Genomic DNA, 15,348 nt, shown 5'->3' with positions numbered 1-15,348 from the left:
CCCCTAAAATGGCGCAAAAAAACAGAGGCCCTTATTCTGGAACCTCCGTTTCTCTGGCTTTCTTAATGCCCTCGGCTGTGGCTTCTATCACGACAAGCTCTTTTTCATTCATGGAGTTTAGAAGTACATCAATGTGCTTTCTGCAAGAGCTTGACCTTGCCCCTCCATCCGCATGAATAAACTGGTCAACTGAGACGTCAAACATAGTAATGAGTTTAACAAAAAGGTCGAAGCTGGGATACTGCCCCTTGTTCTCAATATTCATAATGGTACGGGAGTCACGGTCTACTAATTCCGCAACATAGGCTTGTGTCCAGCCCTTTTCTTCTCTAGCTCTTTTGAGAGCCGCCCCGAGGCCGTGAAAGTCAAACCTTCTTTCATCTTGGTTCATTCTCATATCACCCTATATCATTCTACATTTCGCGTTAGATTATGAGAATGTAATGAAATTTGATGTTAGGTAGTATTTTGTTTCATGCTCTGAAATTTGAAAGATTTGATGGCTTCAATTATAATTTAGATAGGAACTACACACGAATCACAAAATTTTATGCTACTATACCAATGGAGGTGGTTTTATGCAGCACATTTTAATTGTTGAGGACGATTTAGATATTCAAGATCTTTTAAGAAATTTTTTGCAAGAGGTCGGATATGAAATTACGATTGCAAGTGATGGCATGGAGGCTATTGCACTGTTTTCATCCGCTCATTTTGACTTGATATTATTGGATATAATGTTGCCTAAAATTGATGGATTTACAGTCTGCGAGCTAATCCGTAAGCAATCACAGGTTCCTATCATTATGCTAACTGCTCTAAACGGAGAGGAGGAACAAATCCGAGGCTTAGATTTACAGGTTGACGATTATATTACAAAGCCATTCTCCATGCCGATATTGGTTCGCAAAATCGGCGCTGTTCTCCGCAGAAGTTCTATGATTCCAGAGCAGGAACACCAAACGATTACCTATAAAAATCTCGTTCTGGATATGGACAGTTATACCGCTGTGGTAGACGGTGTTTCTTTTGACCTTACCCAGCGAGAATTTGAGGTGTTAAGGGAGCTTCTGCTAAATCAAGGGCGTGTACTTACGCGGCAAAATCTGCTGGATAAGCTATGGAAATATGACTTTTATGGCGATGAAAGGGTTGTAGATACTCACATTAAAAATCTTCGCAAAAAGTTGGGGATTGACTTCATCCAGACAATCAGAGGGGTGGGATATAAAATTGATAAAGAAAATTAAAGGAAGTCTATTTGCAAAAATATTTGCAATCACTTTTTTGCTGACCAGTATTTGCTGTGTTCTGACATATACCGTCATTTCGTGGCTCGTTCCCAAAACATATAGCACAACACTTGACGCAAGCTTGGAAAATACGGTTTCCTCTTTTATTGCGGAGTTGCAAACCATGTCCCCGTTGGAAAGCGGAACGCTTTTTGATGAGTTTCTTTTGAACAATAACGGGGTATTGCTTCAACTATCCGACGATGACGGTAACGCAATCGAACTGCCCTCACAGGGGGTAAAAGAATTTCCTCGTTTTCTTGATGGAGGAATAGCAACTGAAAATACTGATCCGGCGGCGTATCGGGCAACACATAGCTACCTGTTCTCTTTCGCAGGATCGGACACTGTTTATACATTGACAGTTGCCGGTAGCGCGCATGAGGTTGACCTGCTTAGGAATACTCTGGCAAATGTTTTTATCATTCTATTTTTTGTTATTCTTATTATTGCTACGCTTGCTTCAATGATTTACTCCCGCTATGTTACAAGGCCCGTATTACGACTGAGCGCAGTATCAAAAAATATGTCTGAACTAAACTTTAGCTGGAAGTGTGAAGAAAGTCGGACAGACGAGCTTGGTGTCCTGGCGCATAGCTTGAATGAAATGTCTAAAAAGCTATCTGCCGCTTTGGAAAATCTACAGGCAGCAAATATAAAATTGCAGGCAGACATAGAGCACGAAAAAGAATTAGAACAGGCACAACTTGATTTTTTCTCTGCTGTTTCTCACGAATTAAAAACGCCTATTACAATTATCAAGGGGCAGACAGAGGGGATGATTTTGAATGTGGGCGATTATCAGGATCGCAATAAATATCTATCGCGCTCCCTTGAAATCATCAATACAATGGAGAGCATGGTACAAGAAATACTGACGGTTTCGCGTATGAAATCATCTAAAGTAGGTCTGCGAAAAGAAAAAATGGATTTTTCTGATCTTCTGAAACGGGAATATGCTTTATTTGAGGATCTGATTGTACAAAAGGAAATTGACTGGAACGAGAATATTTCTCCCGCCCTGCAAATCGTCGTAGACAAAATGCTGATACAAAAAGCAATTAACAATATTGTTTCTAATGCCATCTTGTATTCTCCGAGAGGCAGTTCAATCTATATGGACGCATTTTCTAAAAATGGATCGGTAGTTTTCCAGATAGAAAATACTGGTGTGCATATTCCAGAAGCAGAAATTCCAAAATTATTTGATGCTTTCTATAGGATGGAGCAATCACGCAATCGAAAAACAGGGGGTAGCGGCTTAGGACTTTATATCGTCAAAACTATTTTAGAACAGCACAATATAATATATAGCTTGAAAAACACAGACAGAGGGGTATTGTTTTCAATCCGATTTTGAAAAATGCGGGGCGGTCAAATTTGATCGCCCCGTATTTTTAACTACACATAAAAAACATATTCGCCACAATGGTATCCCAAACAGTTCTGCTACTATATATTCAGAAACAGAAAGGAGTGTTTTAGAATATGAAAAAACCAAAAATCACAACTCTTTTACTCACAATGGCACTTTGTGCATCAGCTGTTTTAAGTGGCTGTGCTACAAGCGCGGCAAGCCAGACGGAACCCAACCAGTCAACTACCAGCTCAACACCTTTTGAGGAGGCGAAAGATAGCGGCACTCCCATTTCCTCTGACGAGACTTCCTCGGTGCAAGCCTACGAGAATGATGAAGTCCTTTCCTCTGAGGAACAGGTCAAAGCGGAGCAAGAACGCCGGGCTGAGATTGCTGAAAAGTATTCTATCTATGAACCGTATGGTATGACATACGACACGGAAAATGATCGTTTCTTCTATAACGGGCAAGTCGTGCGTTATTTCAAGGATCAGATCAATTCTAATGAAACGAATGGCTTTTCCTATGATGACGGCGTGATAGACGTTGAACCCATTAGAGATAAAGATGGAACTCTGACAGGTCTAAAGCAATCCTCGGACGCTGACTTTAATGCTCGCACCAAAGAGCAGGAGGCATTGAAAGCCGAATTGGAAAAGGCGGGAATTACGGCCGGAAGTGGTAGCTTTGAACAAGGCGATCTGAATTATCGTGATGACAGTCTGGACGCATACACCGAATTTGGCGTTTCTTATGACAAGACTTTTAATCATTGGATGTACGGCGAAAAGCCTATCTATATCCTTTACGACAAGGAGCATTACACTTTTTGCGACAAAGGGGTGAGTGATGGCGTTAGCTTGAATGTTATTCGTGACAAGGCCGGCAACATTGAAAAGCTGGTTTCTGTGGATAAGGGAGAATTAGAACAGTTTGTGAAATAACTTGTGAATTGCCGGACGACGGCAAAAGAAAAAAAGCCGTCGTACAGCAGACACATTTTCACGCGCCTATGAAGCGGCGGCTTTGATTTTCAGAGCCGCCGTTTCTTTTCGTCTCCCCTAAACCAACGACGACCTAACACCGTGTAAATCCACGGCGGCATATAGGAGGATTGCCGCCGTGTCTATTTTTGCCTCTTTTCATAGTACCCATGACCTACATCAATTAAAAAAAGCATAGCTCCCCCTCCGGGTTATTCCGGCTATGTACGCGAAATTTGTTGGAACCTTAACTATTATGTCATTTCATGCGTCCGTGTGGCTTCGTGCCGCCCGGGCGCTTTTGCGTTCTTGTGGGGTTGCTTCGGGTCATGTTGGCCCGAAGTCATTCCCCGGTGCCGCTCCCCGCCGCCTTCGTTTCGGTCACTCGTCAACCAACAACCGAAATGGAGGTCAATATGACTATTATCAATTTGCGGGACTATTACCCATTCTATACATCAGATTGCTTCATGGAAGTATCGGAAGAAGTTGCAGAAATGTTCAAAGAGTTTGATCGTAAAGAGGCTGCTTATCGGCTGCGTACATACCGCCACAAAGCCTACTATTCCCTTGATCGGGATGACGGGCTGGAGCATGAAGCTGTCTTTGTTGCCTTATCTCCCCATGAACTGTATGAGCGGAAAGTGACCATGCAGGAGCTTCACGCAGCGATTTCCAGTCTGCCGGACAAACAGGCAAAACGGATTTATGCTCATTTCATTCTCGGCATGACCAAACAGGACATTGCCCGGGCAGAGGGCGTCCATGAAAAAGTAGTTCGTGTCGCAATCGAGCGAGGTCTGCGGCGCTTAGAAAAAATTTTGAAAAATTCTCTGTAAGGCGTACCGATTTAGGCCGGAAAATGAAATGGCTTATGAGAGGCAAAACACTTCGGGTCACAATGGCCCGAGGTTCAGACAAGCCTCATGCAGATTGAAAATTGAATAAAAAGACACCCGGATACGAAGGGGAACGCGCTGTGTGACAGACCCGCCATGACCTTGGATTTCAGAGAATACAGTCTTTGTAAAACTGAGCGAGCGAACAGGTTCATGCCATAGGTGGGGAAAGGCTGGCTCCACCGGAACAGGCGCAGAACCCGGATACTTGCGTTTAGTCACAGTCCGAGCGTTGAAGCGGCCTTGCAAGCCGTGAGCCGTCGCAGGCAATGAGAACGCCTTGCCATCAGAATGGGGAGAGTTGAAATACTATGGGGCATGAAGCCTATGTCCGTCCGATGTGTCTGAAATGAAGTGAAAACCTATGGGGAGCCCCCGGCAATGCTGTCTGATGATAGGCCAACCGATCCGGCGTGGCTCCCCATCTTTTCAAAAAAGGAGCACTTTATGGGAAATGCGTTTGGAATGATCCCCGGCTTGGAACCGGACGAATGGAGCAATGACGCCTGCCGTGGTTATGTCATTATGGCAATGGAGGACTGCGGATTTTCAAAGAAGGATATACGGCGTGTTGTGGGGCAGCTTTATGAAGTATTTGACCTCAACAGCGTGGAGGACGCCAAAGAAAAGTACCTTTCCAGTCCTTACTGACCTCGGGCCACATCGACCCGAAGTGGAGAAAGCTCAAAGGGCGGCACCTGCTGGGTGCCGTCTTTTGACATTTCCCCACGGGACAAGTGGGAAAGGCAGGCATATACACGCACTTTCGCAAAGGAGGTTTTCAATGACGCAAGCTGTCACTTATGAACGAGAAACAAAATCTGTCGCATTTCAAGGGAAGATCATTGTGCTGGAAAGCCTCACGCCGGTACTTCCCCCGAAGGAGAAAGCACAGCGTAAAAAAGAAATTGAGCGTTGTCTTTACGAGGTGTTCAGCAAATATGGGGACAGATTTCCCTAATCATTCGCAACATTGTTGTCCGGGGCTGCTGATGGTATAATATAGTTGTAAGGTTGGTAGCTCCATTCCAACAAGGAAAGGAGCCCAATATGGAATTTATCAGAGAAGATTGTATTTACGCAAGACAGTCAGTAGACCGCAAGGACAGTATCAGCATTGAAAGTCAGATCGACTTTTGCAAGTATGAATTGAAAGGTGGAAACTGCCGGGTATTCAAGGACAAAGGCTATTCCGGTAAAAATACGGACAGGCCGGAGTTTCAAAAGCTGCTGGGCGAGATCCGCAAGGGAAAGGTCAGGCGGGTCATCGTATACAAGCTAGACCGTATAAGCCGCTCTATTCTGGATTTTGCAACGATGATGGAGCTGTTTCAAGAGTATGATGTAGAGTTTGTATCCTCCACAGAAAAGTTTGATACTTCGACCCCGATGGGCCGAGCCATGCTGAATATCTGTATTGTATTCGCCCAGCTTGAACGAGAGACAATTCAGAAGCGTGTCACAGACGCCTACTATTCCCGGTGCCTGAAAGGTTTTCACATGAGCGGACAAGCACCATACGGTTATCAGTTAGAGCCTACTGTGGTAGAGGGTATCCGCACAAAGAAAATGGTTGCCGACCCCGTAGCCGCCGACCATGTTCGGCTGATGTTTGAAATGTACGCTGAACCGGAAACCTCCTTCGGAGATATTACCCGATACTTCGAGGAACATGATATAAAAATTTATGGCAAATCCATGTTCCGTACATTTCTTTCCCAGCTTTTAAGAAACCCGGTTTACGCACAGGCCGATTTGGAGCTGTACGAATTTTTCAAGAGCCAGGGCGCAGCGATTGTCAATGACGCTTCTGACTTTGCCGGAACAAACGGCTGCTATCTCTATCAGGGGCGGGATGTGAAGGAGGACAAGGACAGGTGCTTAAAAGACCAGATACTTGTTATCGCTCCCCATGAAGCACTCATTTCCTCTGACACATGGCTGAAATGTCGGAAAAAACTTATGGCAAATACCACCTTCCAGCAGGGACGGAAACCGAAGAACACTTGGCTGGCCGGAAAAATCAAATGCGGGCATTGCGGGTATGCTTTGAAAGCCACCCATGTACCAAACAACACCGGATATTTCCGCTGTACCAAACGGACGGAAAACAAAGGCTGTCCGGGCTGCGGGAAAATCCACAAAGAAGCATTTGAGCAATTCATTTTCTCGGCCATGCAGGAGAAGTTCAAAGACTTTCAGATACTCCACGGCAGGGAGGAAAAAGTCAATCCGAAGCTGACCGCCTATCAAGTGGAGCTGGCGCAGGTGGAGGCAGAAATTGAAAAGCTGCTGGATACGCTGACCGGAGCCAATGCGACCTTGCTTGCCTACGCCAACAAAAAAATTGAAGAACTGGACACCCGACGCCAGACCATTTCAAAGGCAATCGCCGAATTGAGTGTTGAAACCATATCTCCCCAGCAGATAAAGAAGTTATCCTATTATCTCGACAACTGGGACAGCATAGATTTTGACGACAAAAGAAAAGCCGCTGATGGCTTGATCTCTACAATCAAGGCCACTAGCGACCATGTTCAGATAGAGTGGAAAATCTGACATTTCCGCTCTATCGCCCCTCATTTCTATTTTATCTTGTTTGTACCCCTTGTACACCGATGTTTTACTCCTTTTTTTATAAAATTTCAACAAATAATTTATACATATTTTATAAATTTGCATACGTTTTTTTGTGCAGATTTCAATTTCAAAAATAAAAGGCATCTATTTCTCGCAGAATTTTTCTCTTTACTTTTCCTGAAAAAAATCTGCTATAATAATCCTCGCGCAAATTGAATATGGATTTTTCTGACACTAAATATCGCTTTGGCTGATGTCTGATGGCCGGGGCATATTTGGTGTCTTTTTTTGTGCTGAAATCCTATACAAAGATCCCGGTTGATCCCGATTTCCCTTTTACCAAAGCTCTCCGGTATCACTGCCTCATCCAGGTTCAGCCGCACCAGATTTACATTCTTATTCTCCCGCACCATTTTTTCAAATGGAAAACGGATAATGGATGGGATGTTAAAACCAACTCCAAGCTCCTTGCTTTAGGTCAAGGATTTTTTGGCCCGATCACGAAAAAGCAATAAAAATGCGGCATATATGTAAAACAGATCCATACTCCACTTTATGATCCGTTTTCCGTCACATACGCCGCATTACCCATTATTCAGAAAATGTATATCTTACCATGTATCCTTTTCCATCACCGGTCACGATCACAACCCCGCCGTCGGGATTCTCAATCTTATCAATGATTGGAAATCTTCCTTTTTCTTTGACATAAGCTTCCGGGCTCTCAATCTTTGCTTCAACGATCTCTTGCTGAGAATGGCGATCACCACCACAGGGATTAATAGTTTCAATAATGATCTCGTATTCCTTCATACCCTTCACCTCTTTCATAATGCAGTTTTCCGGTTCCTATACTTATATTTTATCGCAAAAATCCCGGCTCTGCAAAATGTATTCTGCACAAAATATCAGAAGATTTATTGGTGTCTTTCACTATATTCAGGCTTCTTCCGCATCCATCTCTTTTTGGATCTCATCTTCGCTTTCTGCCATAGCCTGAAGTGTCATAGTAAGAAGTTTCGCAAGATCCCAGCCCAGCTGATCTGCGCCTCGCTGGATCACTTCTCTGGAACAGCCTGCCGCGAAACCTTTGCTTTTATATTTCTTTTTCAGGGATTTCAGCTCCATATCCTTGGTACTCTTGGACGGACGCATCAGCGCCGCTGCCCAGATCAAACCGGTGAGCTCATCCGCTGCAAAAAGGACTTTTTCCATCTCATGCTCCGGCGCAGTCTCAATGGTAGCTCCACAGCCAACAGTAATTCCATATCCATGAGAAACCACCGCATGAATGATATCTTCTCCCACACCTGCCTCACGGAGAAGTTCCGGTGCTTTCAGGCAGTGTTCTTCCGGGTAAAGTTCAAAATCAATATCATGGAGCAGACCTACAATGCCCCAGTATTCTGCGTCATCGCCATAGCCCAGCTCTTTTGCATACCATTTCATCACTGCCTCCACAGTCAGTGCATGCTGGATGTGAAAAGGATCTTTGTTGTATTTTTTTAATAATGCAAATGCTTCGTCTCTTGCTATATGTTCCATTTTTCTGTCCTCGATTCTGTTCTACTATCTATCACATCTGTCTTGCTGTACCAGAAAACCATATGTTCTGCCATTCTTCATTGTATTCTGACACAGCCCGATGCATACATTATTCTACAAAGTGGATCCTGCTCTCGTCAAAACGATCCTGCTGCTTCCTGCTCTCTGCCGGATATCCCAGGGCAAAGAGGGAAAAAACTTCCACATTCTCCGGAAGTTTCAGAATGTCATGGACCAGATCCATGCGATCCCGCATCGGCGCAATTCCGATCCAAACGCCGCCAAGTCCCAGTGCATCCGTTTCCAGCCAGATATTTTCCTGGGCGATAGACATGTCGATCTGTGCCATATCCTGCACAACCAGTCCCTCTTTCCGATATACCGGAACGATCACAACCGGCGCACCTGCCGCACATCCGGAATAAGGAGTCGCTTTGGAAAGTTCCCTGATCTTCTCCTTATCTGTCACAACATAAAACTCCCACGGCTGCTGATTACATGCACTTGGCGCCTGCATACCGGCTTTCAGGATCTGAAGGATTTTCTCTTTCTCCACGGGTTTATCTTCATATTTACGGATACTTACTCTGTGAAAAATATTCTCCATGATATTTCCTCCTCGTCTTTATGATCTACATTACTTTTCTGGTTTTATTTTGTCAGTGGGACTTCCACATTCTGTCTCTTTAATCATATCCTTCTCTGACAAAATCCTCTTTGCTCATTTTAACACAGTTTTTTGCAGACGGACAGACCACATTCCTGAAAACGTTTACACGGTATCCTACACCCGTTTTTTCTTTCTCAGATACAACATACATCCAAGACACAGCACCAGCTGCAACACGGATGAAAACGGTGTTGCCAGCCCGATATCAAACAGCGTCGCACCGGCTCTGCGGCTCATAAACCATGACACCGGAACTCGCACACAGAAAGCACCGATGATTCCCTGGATCATTACAAACTTCGTCATGCCGATTCCATTATAAAATCCGATATAGCAGAAAAAGATTGCCGTAAACAGACAGTCAATGGCATAAGCTTTCAGGTAATCTGCCGCTGCCTCGATGACCATTGCATCGGAGGAAAAAATTCCCGCCAGCACATTTCCATGGAAAAATGACAGGAAAAACATTCCAACACCAATGGCAAAAGAAACCGCCACACCATAATGCAGAGCTTTTTTTGCCCGGTCCATGCGTCCCGCTCCGTAATTCTGCGCCACAAAAGCAGAAATGGACTGCATAAACGCAGATGAGATCAGCATGATAAACGCACAGACTTTTTCTGCAACGCCGACGCCTGCAGATGCCGTTACTCCCATGGAATTCACAATGGCCAGAATGATCAGAAAAGAAATACTTACCAGAAGATCCTGTAATGCGATAGGCGCACCAAGCCCCACCATTTTCCGGAGAGTCCGGCCATGGACCCCAATATCCGTTTTATGCATTTCAAAAGGCAGCTCTTTTTTGCGGATAACGCCAAAGGAAACGATCACACTGATGATCTGTGCAAATACAGTTGCAAAAGCAGCTCCTGACGTTCCCATCTTAAATCCCGCACAGAGGATCAGATCCCCTGCAATATTGAATACACATGCAACGGCAACCGTAAACAGCGGCGTTCTGGAATCTCCGATCCCCCTGAAAATACAGCCGATCAGATTGTACGCCACGATCACCAGCATACCGCCGCCACAGATCCGCACATAAACAACTGTTTTGTCAAAAGCTTCCTCCGGCGCATTCATAATGCTGCTTACCTGTGGTGCAAAAATCACAAGCACCGCAGTCATGACCAGCGCGATCACCGTAAACATCACAATAGCAGTTCCAACTGTCCGACCTCCCTGTTTCCGCTCCCCACAGCCGATCTGCTGTCCCAGGAGCACAGTGGTTCCCATGGCAAAACTGCTCACAAGATTAGTAAGCGTCATCATGATCTGCGATCCCGTGGAAACCGCCGAAACATCCGCAGAAGAAGCAAATTTTCCCACGATCAGAAGATCCACCGCGCCATACATCGCCTGCAGAAAAAGCGCCAGCAGGACAGGAAGCGCAAATAAGATCAGCGGTTTCAGGATCCTACCCTGTGTAAAGGTGTTGTTTTTTTCCATTCTTATCCTCCTTTTTATAAACGTTAAAAAAGCCGGATAAGCAACAGGCATCTCAGCCTGTCATCTTATCCAGCCATTGTTTCCGTCGAACAATCAACCCTCCGATGAACATTCACAGTATACTATATGCAATTTTTTACGTCAACCTTGATCTTACGCAATTCAGTTTCAAAAATGTAATCTCTTCTGTCTGCAGCTGCACATTACGTATCTCATTTATTTTTATATACACCCAGCACATTTTCGATATAATCCGCCATCTCCCGCGCCATCTCAAACTGCTCCGGAATACGGGGATGCCCCGGTGTAGCCACACCATTTCTGCTGAACAGAAAATGTGAGATCTTCTCATCTTTCATGGAATCTACAACCCGGTCAATAGCATCATCCCAGCTCTTATCATGCTGTAAAACCGTCGTACAGCAGACGATCCACGCCTCCGGATAAACACCACGGAGCTTTTTCAGGAAATCTTTATAGTGATTGCGCCATTTATCAGCCATCTCACAACAATATGAATAACCATTCTCCACCTGCGTCACCTGATCTGATTCTTGTTCGTAAACACAGACACCTTGCGCTTTCTTCTCAGCCTCCACTTTCATATAATCCACCGGATAATTATCATTCTGCCCAAGAGCCACGATCACCACCTGAGGAACAAATTTCGAAAAATCCCACTCCGTCATCTCCCCAAACACAGAATTATAATGTACCTTATCCCACGCAGTCTCCATCCCCGTCTGCACCGGCCTGTGAAACCACCCCTGACCATCCATCAGCGCGATCCCACCCTGAGCAATATCATGAAGCTCCGCTCCCAACATCCGGGCCGTCAGCCAAGGAAAAGAAAACCAGCAATTAGAAAAACCCCCTTCATGCTCCATATCCGTTTTACCAGTAAAATCAATCGCCTCCACCGACTCCCCGGCAGAAACCGAATCCCCATAAACCTCAATCCTCCGCCCCGAAACCGGAGGCAGATAAATCAACCTCTCCCCATCCCCGATCTCAAACCCCAGGATCTTCAACTCATGACACCCATCCTGCCGCTTAAAAAACAAAACATGATGCACCCCTGACTCATTCTCCGGCACCTTAACCTCAATAACCGTCTCACCGAACTTTTTCAAATAAAACGCCGACTGCACCTGATCCAGAATACACCCCAGATAATTCTGCCAGTACTCATTAAAATTCTCCACATGAATCCTCAGCACCTCCCCCGAAAACCAAAACTCCGCCGAAGACCCCGGAAACACCCAAACCGGCTCCCCTTCCACACTCCAGTCAATCCTCCCCGTATATCGAATCCTCTCATCATTGGCAGAAATCCACATAAAATATCCCCTTAATTTTGGTTTATAGCTAACACATCACTTCTTACAGATTATACTCACCATACAGCTTCTGACGCCATTTTACATCCGTCACCACACGCTGTACTTCATCTGACCGTCCTTCCAGAAACAGTCGATTGATCAGTGCACTCAATCTCGCTTCACCCTCTGCTTTTCCTTCCGCTTTTCCAATCGCCATTCCTTCCTCGCGAAGCCTCTCAGATTCCAACTGCAAAACTTTTCCACCCATAACCTCGCCAACTCCTTTCCGAACTTTTTCTTTATTCCTGAAAACATAATCCGATATTCTGATAATCAGCCTATTCAGATCTGTATATAATTCTGCCCTCCCAGAAATCGAAATTTCTTTCCCCAGTTTATTACGTATATCTTCATATTCACTTAATAATCTCTGAAGTTTTTCCGAATCTTTCTCTATTATATCCGCAACCTTCTCATACCTCATAATATAAAATGGAAGCAGCATCAGAAGCTTTTTCTCAAAAATACTATCTTTTGTATAATTCTCCACTTTCACCGTCGGAACCCGATATACACACATCTGAGAATCTGGAAGGATTAACTCTACCTCCAGAAAATCCGGTGTTCTTTTTCCATTTCTCAAATATAGTACGCAAGATCTGGGAAATTCTACACAATATCTCCCATCAACTTTTTTTCTGTGTTCCAATGCAATCGCAAAGTCATACTCAACCATTCTGACCGCCATTGTTTCATCATCCAAGCTCTGGCATTCAATATGGTACAACATATCGCCAATCCTTAGACAGGAATCGGTAATAATCTCCCCATCTTCCAACTGATGTTCATTACGAAGTTGAACAATCTTAACATCCTCCGGATATGCGGTATGGAACACCTCATTAATAAGCGGAACCACCAGATAAGTCATCTTCTCCACCATTGTCCGGAAAACATCATCGAATATAGTATTGTTGGTCATTAACACTCCTACTGGTATATAAAATTATACCACATCACCCAAAACTATTCCAAAAATTATCCCATAATCCGACATCCTCCCCCCACACACAAAAAAAACACAAGGAAACTCAGCCTTTTCCCCCAGCCGTCCAGCGCAGCGCTGACGGCTCATCCAACTCCCGAGCAGCCACCCTATCCCTCCCGCCCTGAATAGCCAGCCGTGGAGTGTGCATCGGTTCTGGCTGACTCTGCAGGAGGGGAGCTGATTCTTGGCTGGCGGAAATCTGCGTTGTTTTACAAAAGTTCGCTGTTTGAGCGAAGCGAGTTCGGACTTTTGTAAAACGCTTTTAGCAGAATTCCGGCAGCCTAGAAGCCAGCCCCCGACGAAGCCCCAGCCAGAACCGATGCACACTCCACGGCGTCCTATACTTGCATCCCACCCCCATTTATCATAAAATAAAAACAAAAACCCAAAGGAGGACCCCCAATGTACACCATCGGCCAAGTATCCGAAATGTTCCATCTCCCCGTCTCCACCCTGCGCTACTACGACAAAGAAGGCCTCTTCCCCAACCTCAAACGCGAATCCGGCATCCGCAAATTCAACGACCACGAACTGGAAGCCCTCCGCATGATCGAATGCCTCAAAGCCTCCGGCCTGGAAATCAAAGACATCAAACAATTCTTTGAATGGTGCAATCAGGGAAGCAGCACCTACCAGAACCGCAAAGAACTCTTCGAGACAAGAAAAAAAGCCGTAGAACAGGAAATCCTACGACTCAATAAAACCCTCGATATGCTCAAATACAAATGCTGGTACTACGACCAGGCCATGAAAGAAGGAAACGAAGACAAGATCCGCCAGATGCTCCCGGACAACCTCCCGAAAGACATCCAGCAGCTATACGACAACGGCCATAAATAACAGGCATGGCCGCCTCACCACGTCCGCCGCATATAAACAATCCCCGTAACATCCGCCATCACCCAGCCGATGGGAATCGCCACCCAGATTCCCACCTCACCAATCACAGCAGAAAGAACATAAGCCAGCAGAACACGGAGCCCCAGCGAGATCACCGTCAGCACAACCGACATCTCCGCTCGCTTGATCGCCCGGTAATAACCATACAGCAGAAACAGACAGCCAATACCAAGATAAAACGCACCTTCGATCCGGAGATACTTCACCCCCGCAGCGATCACAGCCACCTCTTTTCCACTGACAAAAATCTTCATCAGAGGCCCTGCAAACAGACACACCAGCACTGAGATCATCACACTGAACCCGATACTCATGGCAAAAGCCACCCGGGTACCCTTGCGGATACGCTCCTGATTCCCGGCGCCGTAATTCTGCGCCACAAAGGTAGAAAAGGCATTTCCAAAATCCTGCACCGGAAGATAGGCAAAGGTATCAATCTTCACAGCAGCCGCAAAAGCAGCCATTACTGTAGCCCCGAAGCTGTTCACCAGCCCCTGGACCATCAGAATTCCAAAATTCATCACCGACTGCTGCAGACAGGTCAGAGAAGAAAGATTCACGATCTCACCAAGAATCCCCCGGTCAAAACAAAGCTCCTCTTTTCCAGGCAGAAGATCTTTACAGGAATGCAGCACATAAATGGTGATCCCGACGCCTGACACATACTGAGCGATCACCGTAGCAAAAGCCGCACCTGCGATTCCCCAGGGAAGAACCGCCACAAACAAAAGATCCAGTCCAATATTCAGGACAGCGGAAACCGCCAGAAAAACAAGAGGCACCGTGGAATTACCAAGAGCCCTTAAAAGACAGGAAAAAAAGTTATAAAGGGATGTTGCCACAAGCCCTGCAAAGATCACAAGCAGATATGTTTTCATCCCATCGTACACTTCTTCCGGCACCCGCAGGAACCAGAGGATCGGGTCCGTAAAAAGGTACACCAGCACATTTAACAGCACCGTTACACCCATGATCAGTCCAAAAGCATGGACAACAGAAAGCCGCAGCTCCCGGTCACTGCCCTTTCCCTTATAAATCGAAAAAAGAGCACCAGAACCCATACTCAGTCCCAGAAAAACAGATGTCAAAAACGTCATCAAAGTATAGGCAGAACCAACGGCTGCCAGCGCATTTTTTCCAAGCACACGTCCTACGATCAGGGTATCCGCAATATTATAAAACTGCTGCAAAAGATTACCTGCGATCATAGGCAGCGCAAACCGGATCAGACATTTGCCGATCCTGCCTTTTGTCAGATCATAATACATTTCATTTCACTCCATCATCCTCATACGCCAAA

Annotated in this window: 16 protein-coding genes; 8 read left to right on the top strand and 8 right to left on the bottom strand. The window is 45.4% G+C overall.

Features of this window, described 5'->3' with window-relative positions; genetic code table 11:
• Positions 1 to 31: 31 nt before the first annotated feature.
• A complete protein-coding gene (locus tag ABCM67_RS11125; RefSeq protein WP_004064252.1) occupies positions 32 to 397 on the bottom strand; it encodes a helix-turn-helix transcriptional regulator in 366 nt (121 codons plus the stop codon).
• A gap of 181 nt (positions 398 to 578) precedes the next feature.
• On the opposite strand from ABCM67_RS11125, the gene ABCM67_RS11120 reads away from it, so the two are divergent.
• The 7 genes from ABCM67_RS11120 to ABCM67_RS11090 all read left to right on the top strand — a co-directional run bounded on the left by ABCM67_RS11120 (position 579) and on the right by ABCM67_RS11090 (position 7,090).
• Entirely contained in the window at positions 579 to 1,250 is a 672-nt protein-coding gene (locus ABCM67_RS11120; protein ID WP_004612692.1) for a response regulator transcription factor, read from the top strand.
• Positions 1,234 to 2,652: a HAMP domain-containing sensor histidine kinase gene (locus ABCM67_RS11115; protein WP_270485669.1), complete on the top strand. Its 1,419-nt coding sequence runs from the start codon at positions 1,234 to 1,236 to the stop codon at positions 2,650 to 2,652. Before ABCM67_RS11120 ends, ABCM67_RS11115 begins: the two co-directional genes overlap by 17 nt.
• A 128-nt stretch (positions 2,653 to 2,780) precedes the next feature.
• Complete coding sequence (locus ABCM67_RS11110) at positions 2,781 to 3,593, top strand: hypothetical protein (protein WP_342992868.1); 813 nt, start codon at positions 2,781 to 2,783, stop codon at positions 3,591 to 3,593.
• A 455-nt stretch (positions 3,594 to 4,048) separates the two neighbouring features.
• Positions 4,049 to 4,471: a sigma factor-like helix-turn-helix DNA-binding protein gene (locus tag ABCM67_RS11105; protein WP_342992867.1), complete on the top strand. Its 423-nt coding sequence runs from the start codon at positions 4,049 to 4,051 to the stop codon at positions 4,469 to 4,471.
• A gap of 507 nt (positions 4,472 to 4,978) precedes the next feature.
• Positions 4,979 to 5,182 carry a hypothetical protein gene (locus ABCM67_RS11100; protein WP_117851693.1) on the top strand — a complete coding sequence of 68 codons (204 nt, stop codon included), beginning with the start codon at positions 4,979 to 4,981 and terminating at the stop codon, positions 5,180 to 5,182.
• Positions 5,183 to 5,315: 133 nt separating this feature from the next.
• On the top strand, positions 5,316 to 5,492 hold the full coding sequence (locus tag ABCM67_RS11095; RefSeq protein WP_005927581.1) for a hypothetical protein: 177 nt from the start codon (positions 5,316 to 5,318) through the stop codon (positions 5,490 to 5,492).
• Between the two features lie 89 nt (positions 5,493 to 5,581).
• Positions 5,582 to 7,090 (top strand): recombinase family protein, encoded by a 1,509-nt coding sequence (locus tag ABCM67_RS11090; protein WP_342992866.1) that lies wholly within the window; start codon positions 5,582 to 5,584, stop codon positions 7,088 to 7,090.
• Between the two features lie 612 nt (positions 7,091 to 7,702).
• Here the strand turns inward: ABCM67_RS11090 and ABCM67_RS11085 are convergent.
• The 6 genes from ABCM67_RS11085 to ABCM67_RS11060 all read right to left on the bottom strand — a co-directional run bounded on the left by ABCM67_RS11085 (position 7,703) and on the right by ABCM67_RS11060 (position 13,082).
• Positions 7,703 to 7,942 (bottom strand): hypothetical protein, encoded by a 240-nt coding sequence (locus tag ABCM67_RS11085; RefSeq protein WP_021977530.1) that lies wholly within the window; start codon positions 7,940 to 7,942, stop codon positions 7,703 to 7,705.
• Positions 7,943 to 8,050: 108 nt separating this feature from the next.
• A complete protein-coding gene (locus ABCM67_RS11080) occupies positions 8,051 to 8,656 on the bottom strand; it encodes a hypothetical protein (protein ID WP_021977529.1) in 606 nt (201 codons plus the stop codon).
• A 109-nt stretch (positions 8,657 to 8,765) separates the two neighbouring features.
• The gene (locus ABCM67_RS11075; RefSeq protein WP_021977528.1) at positions 8,766 to 9,263 is read right to left on the bottom strand and encodes a nitroreductase family protein; all 498 of its coding nucleotides are present in this window, start codon (positions 9,261 to 9,263) and stop codon (positions 8,766 to 8,768) included.
• A 177-nt stretch (positions 9,264 to 9,440) separates the two neighbouring features.
• On the bottom strand, positions 9,441 to 10,778 hold the full coding sequence (locus ABCM67_RS11070; protein WP_092069846.1) for an MATE family efflux transporter: 1,338 nt from the start codon (positions 10,776 to 10,778) through the stop codon (positions 9,441 to 9,443).
• Between the two features lie 212 nt (positions 10,779 to 10,990).
• Complete coding sequence (locus tag ABCM67_RS11065) at positions 10,991 to 12,118, bottom strand: electron transporter RnfD (protein WP_092069843.1); 1,128 nt, start codon at positions 12,116 to 12,118, stop codon at positions 10,991 to 10,993.
• Between the two features lie 43 nt (positions 12,119 to 12,161).
• On the bottom strand, positions 12,162 to 13,082 hold the full coding sequence (locus tag ABCM67_RS11060; protein ID WP_092069841.1) for a hypothetical protein: 921 nt from the start codon (positions 13,080 to 13,082) through the stop codon (positions 12,162 to 12,164).
• Between the two features lie 468 nt (positions 13,083 to 13,550).
• Between ABCM67_RS11060 and ABCM67_RS11055 the strand changes: the two genes are divergently transcribed.
• Complete coding sequence (locus tag ABCM67_RS11055; RefSeq protein WP_092069838.1) at positions 13,551 to 13,988, top strand: MerR family transcriptional regulator; 438 nt, start codon at positions 13,551 to 13,553, stop codon at positions 13,986 to 13,988.
• Between the two features lie 14 nt (positions 13,989 to 14,002).
• Here the strand turns inward: ABCM67_RS11055 and ABCM67_RS11050 are convergent, their stop codons facing one another.
• Positions 14,003 to 15,316, bottom strand: coding sequence for an MATE family efflux transporter (locus tag ABCM67_RS11050; RefSeq protein ID WP_147602656.1), 1,314 nt, complete (start codon positions 15,314 to 15,316; stop codon positions 14,003 to 14,005).
• Positions 15,317 to 15,348: the final 32 nt, after the last annotated feature.

The sequence above is a fragment of the Blautia sp. 2227st1_G12_2227SCRN_220401 genome, from assembly GCF_039062885.1.
Lineage (GTDB): Bacteria > Bacillota > Clostridia > Lachnospirales > Lachnospiraceae > Blautia_A > Blautia_A fusiformis.
The sequence above is the reverse complement of the archived record's forward strand: the minus strand, read 5'-3'. Positions and strand labels throughout refer to the sequence as shown.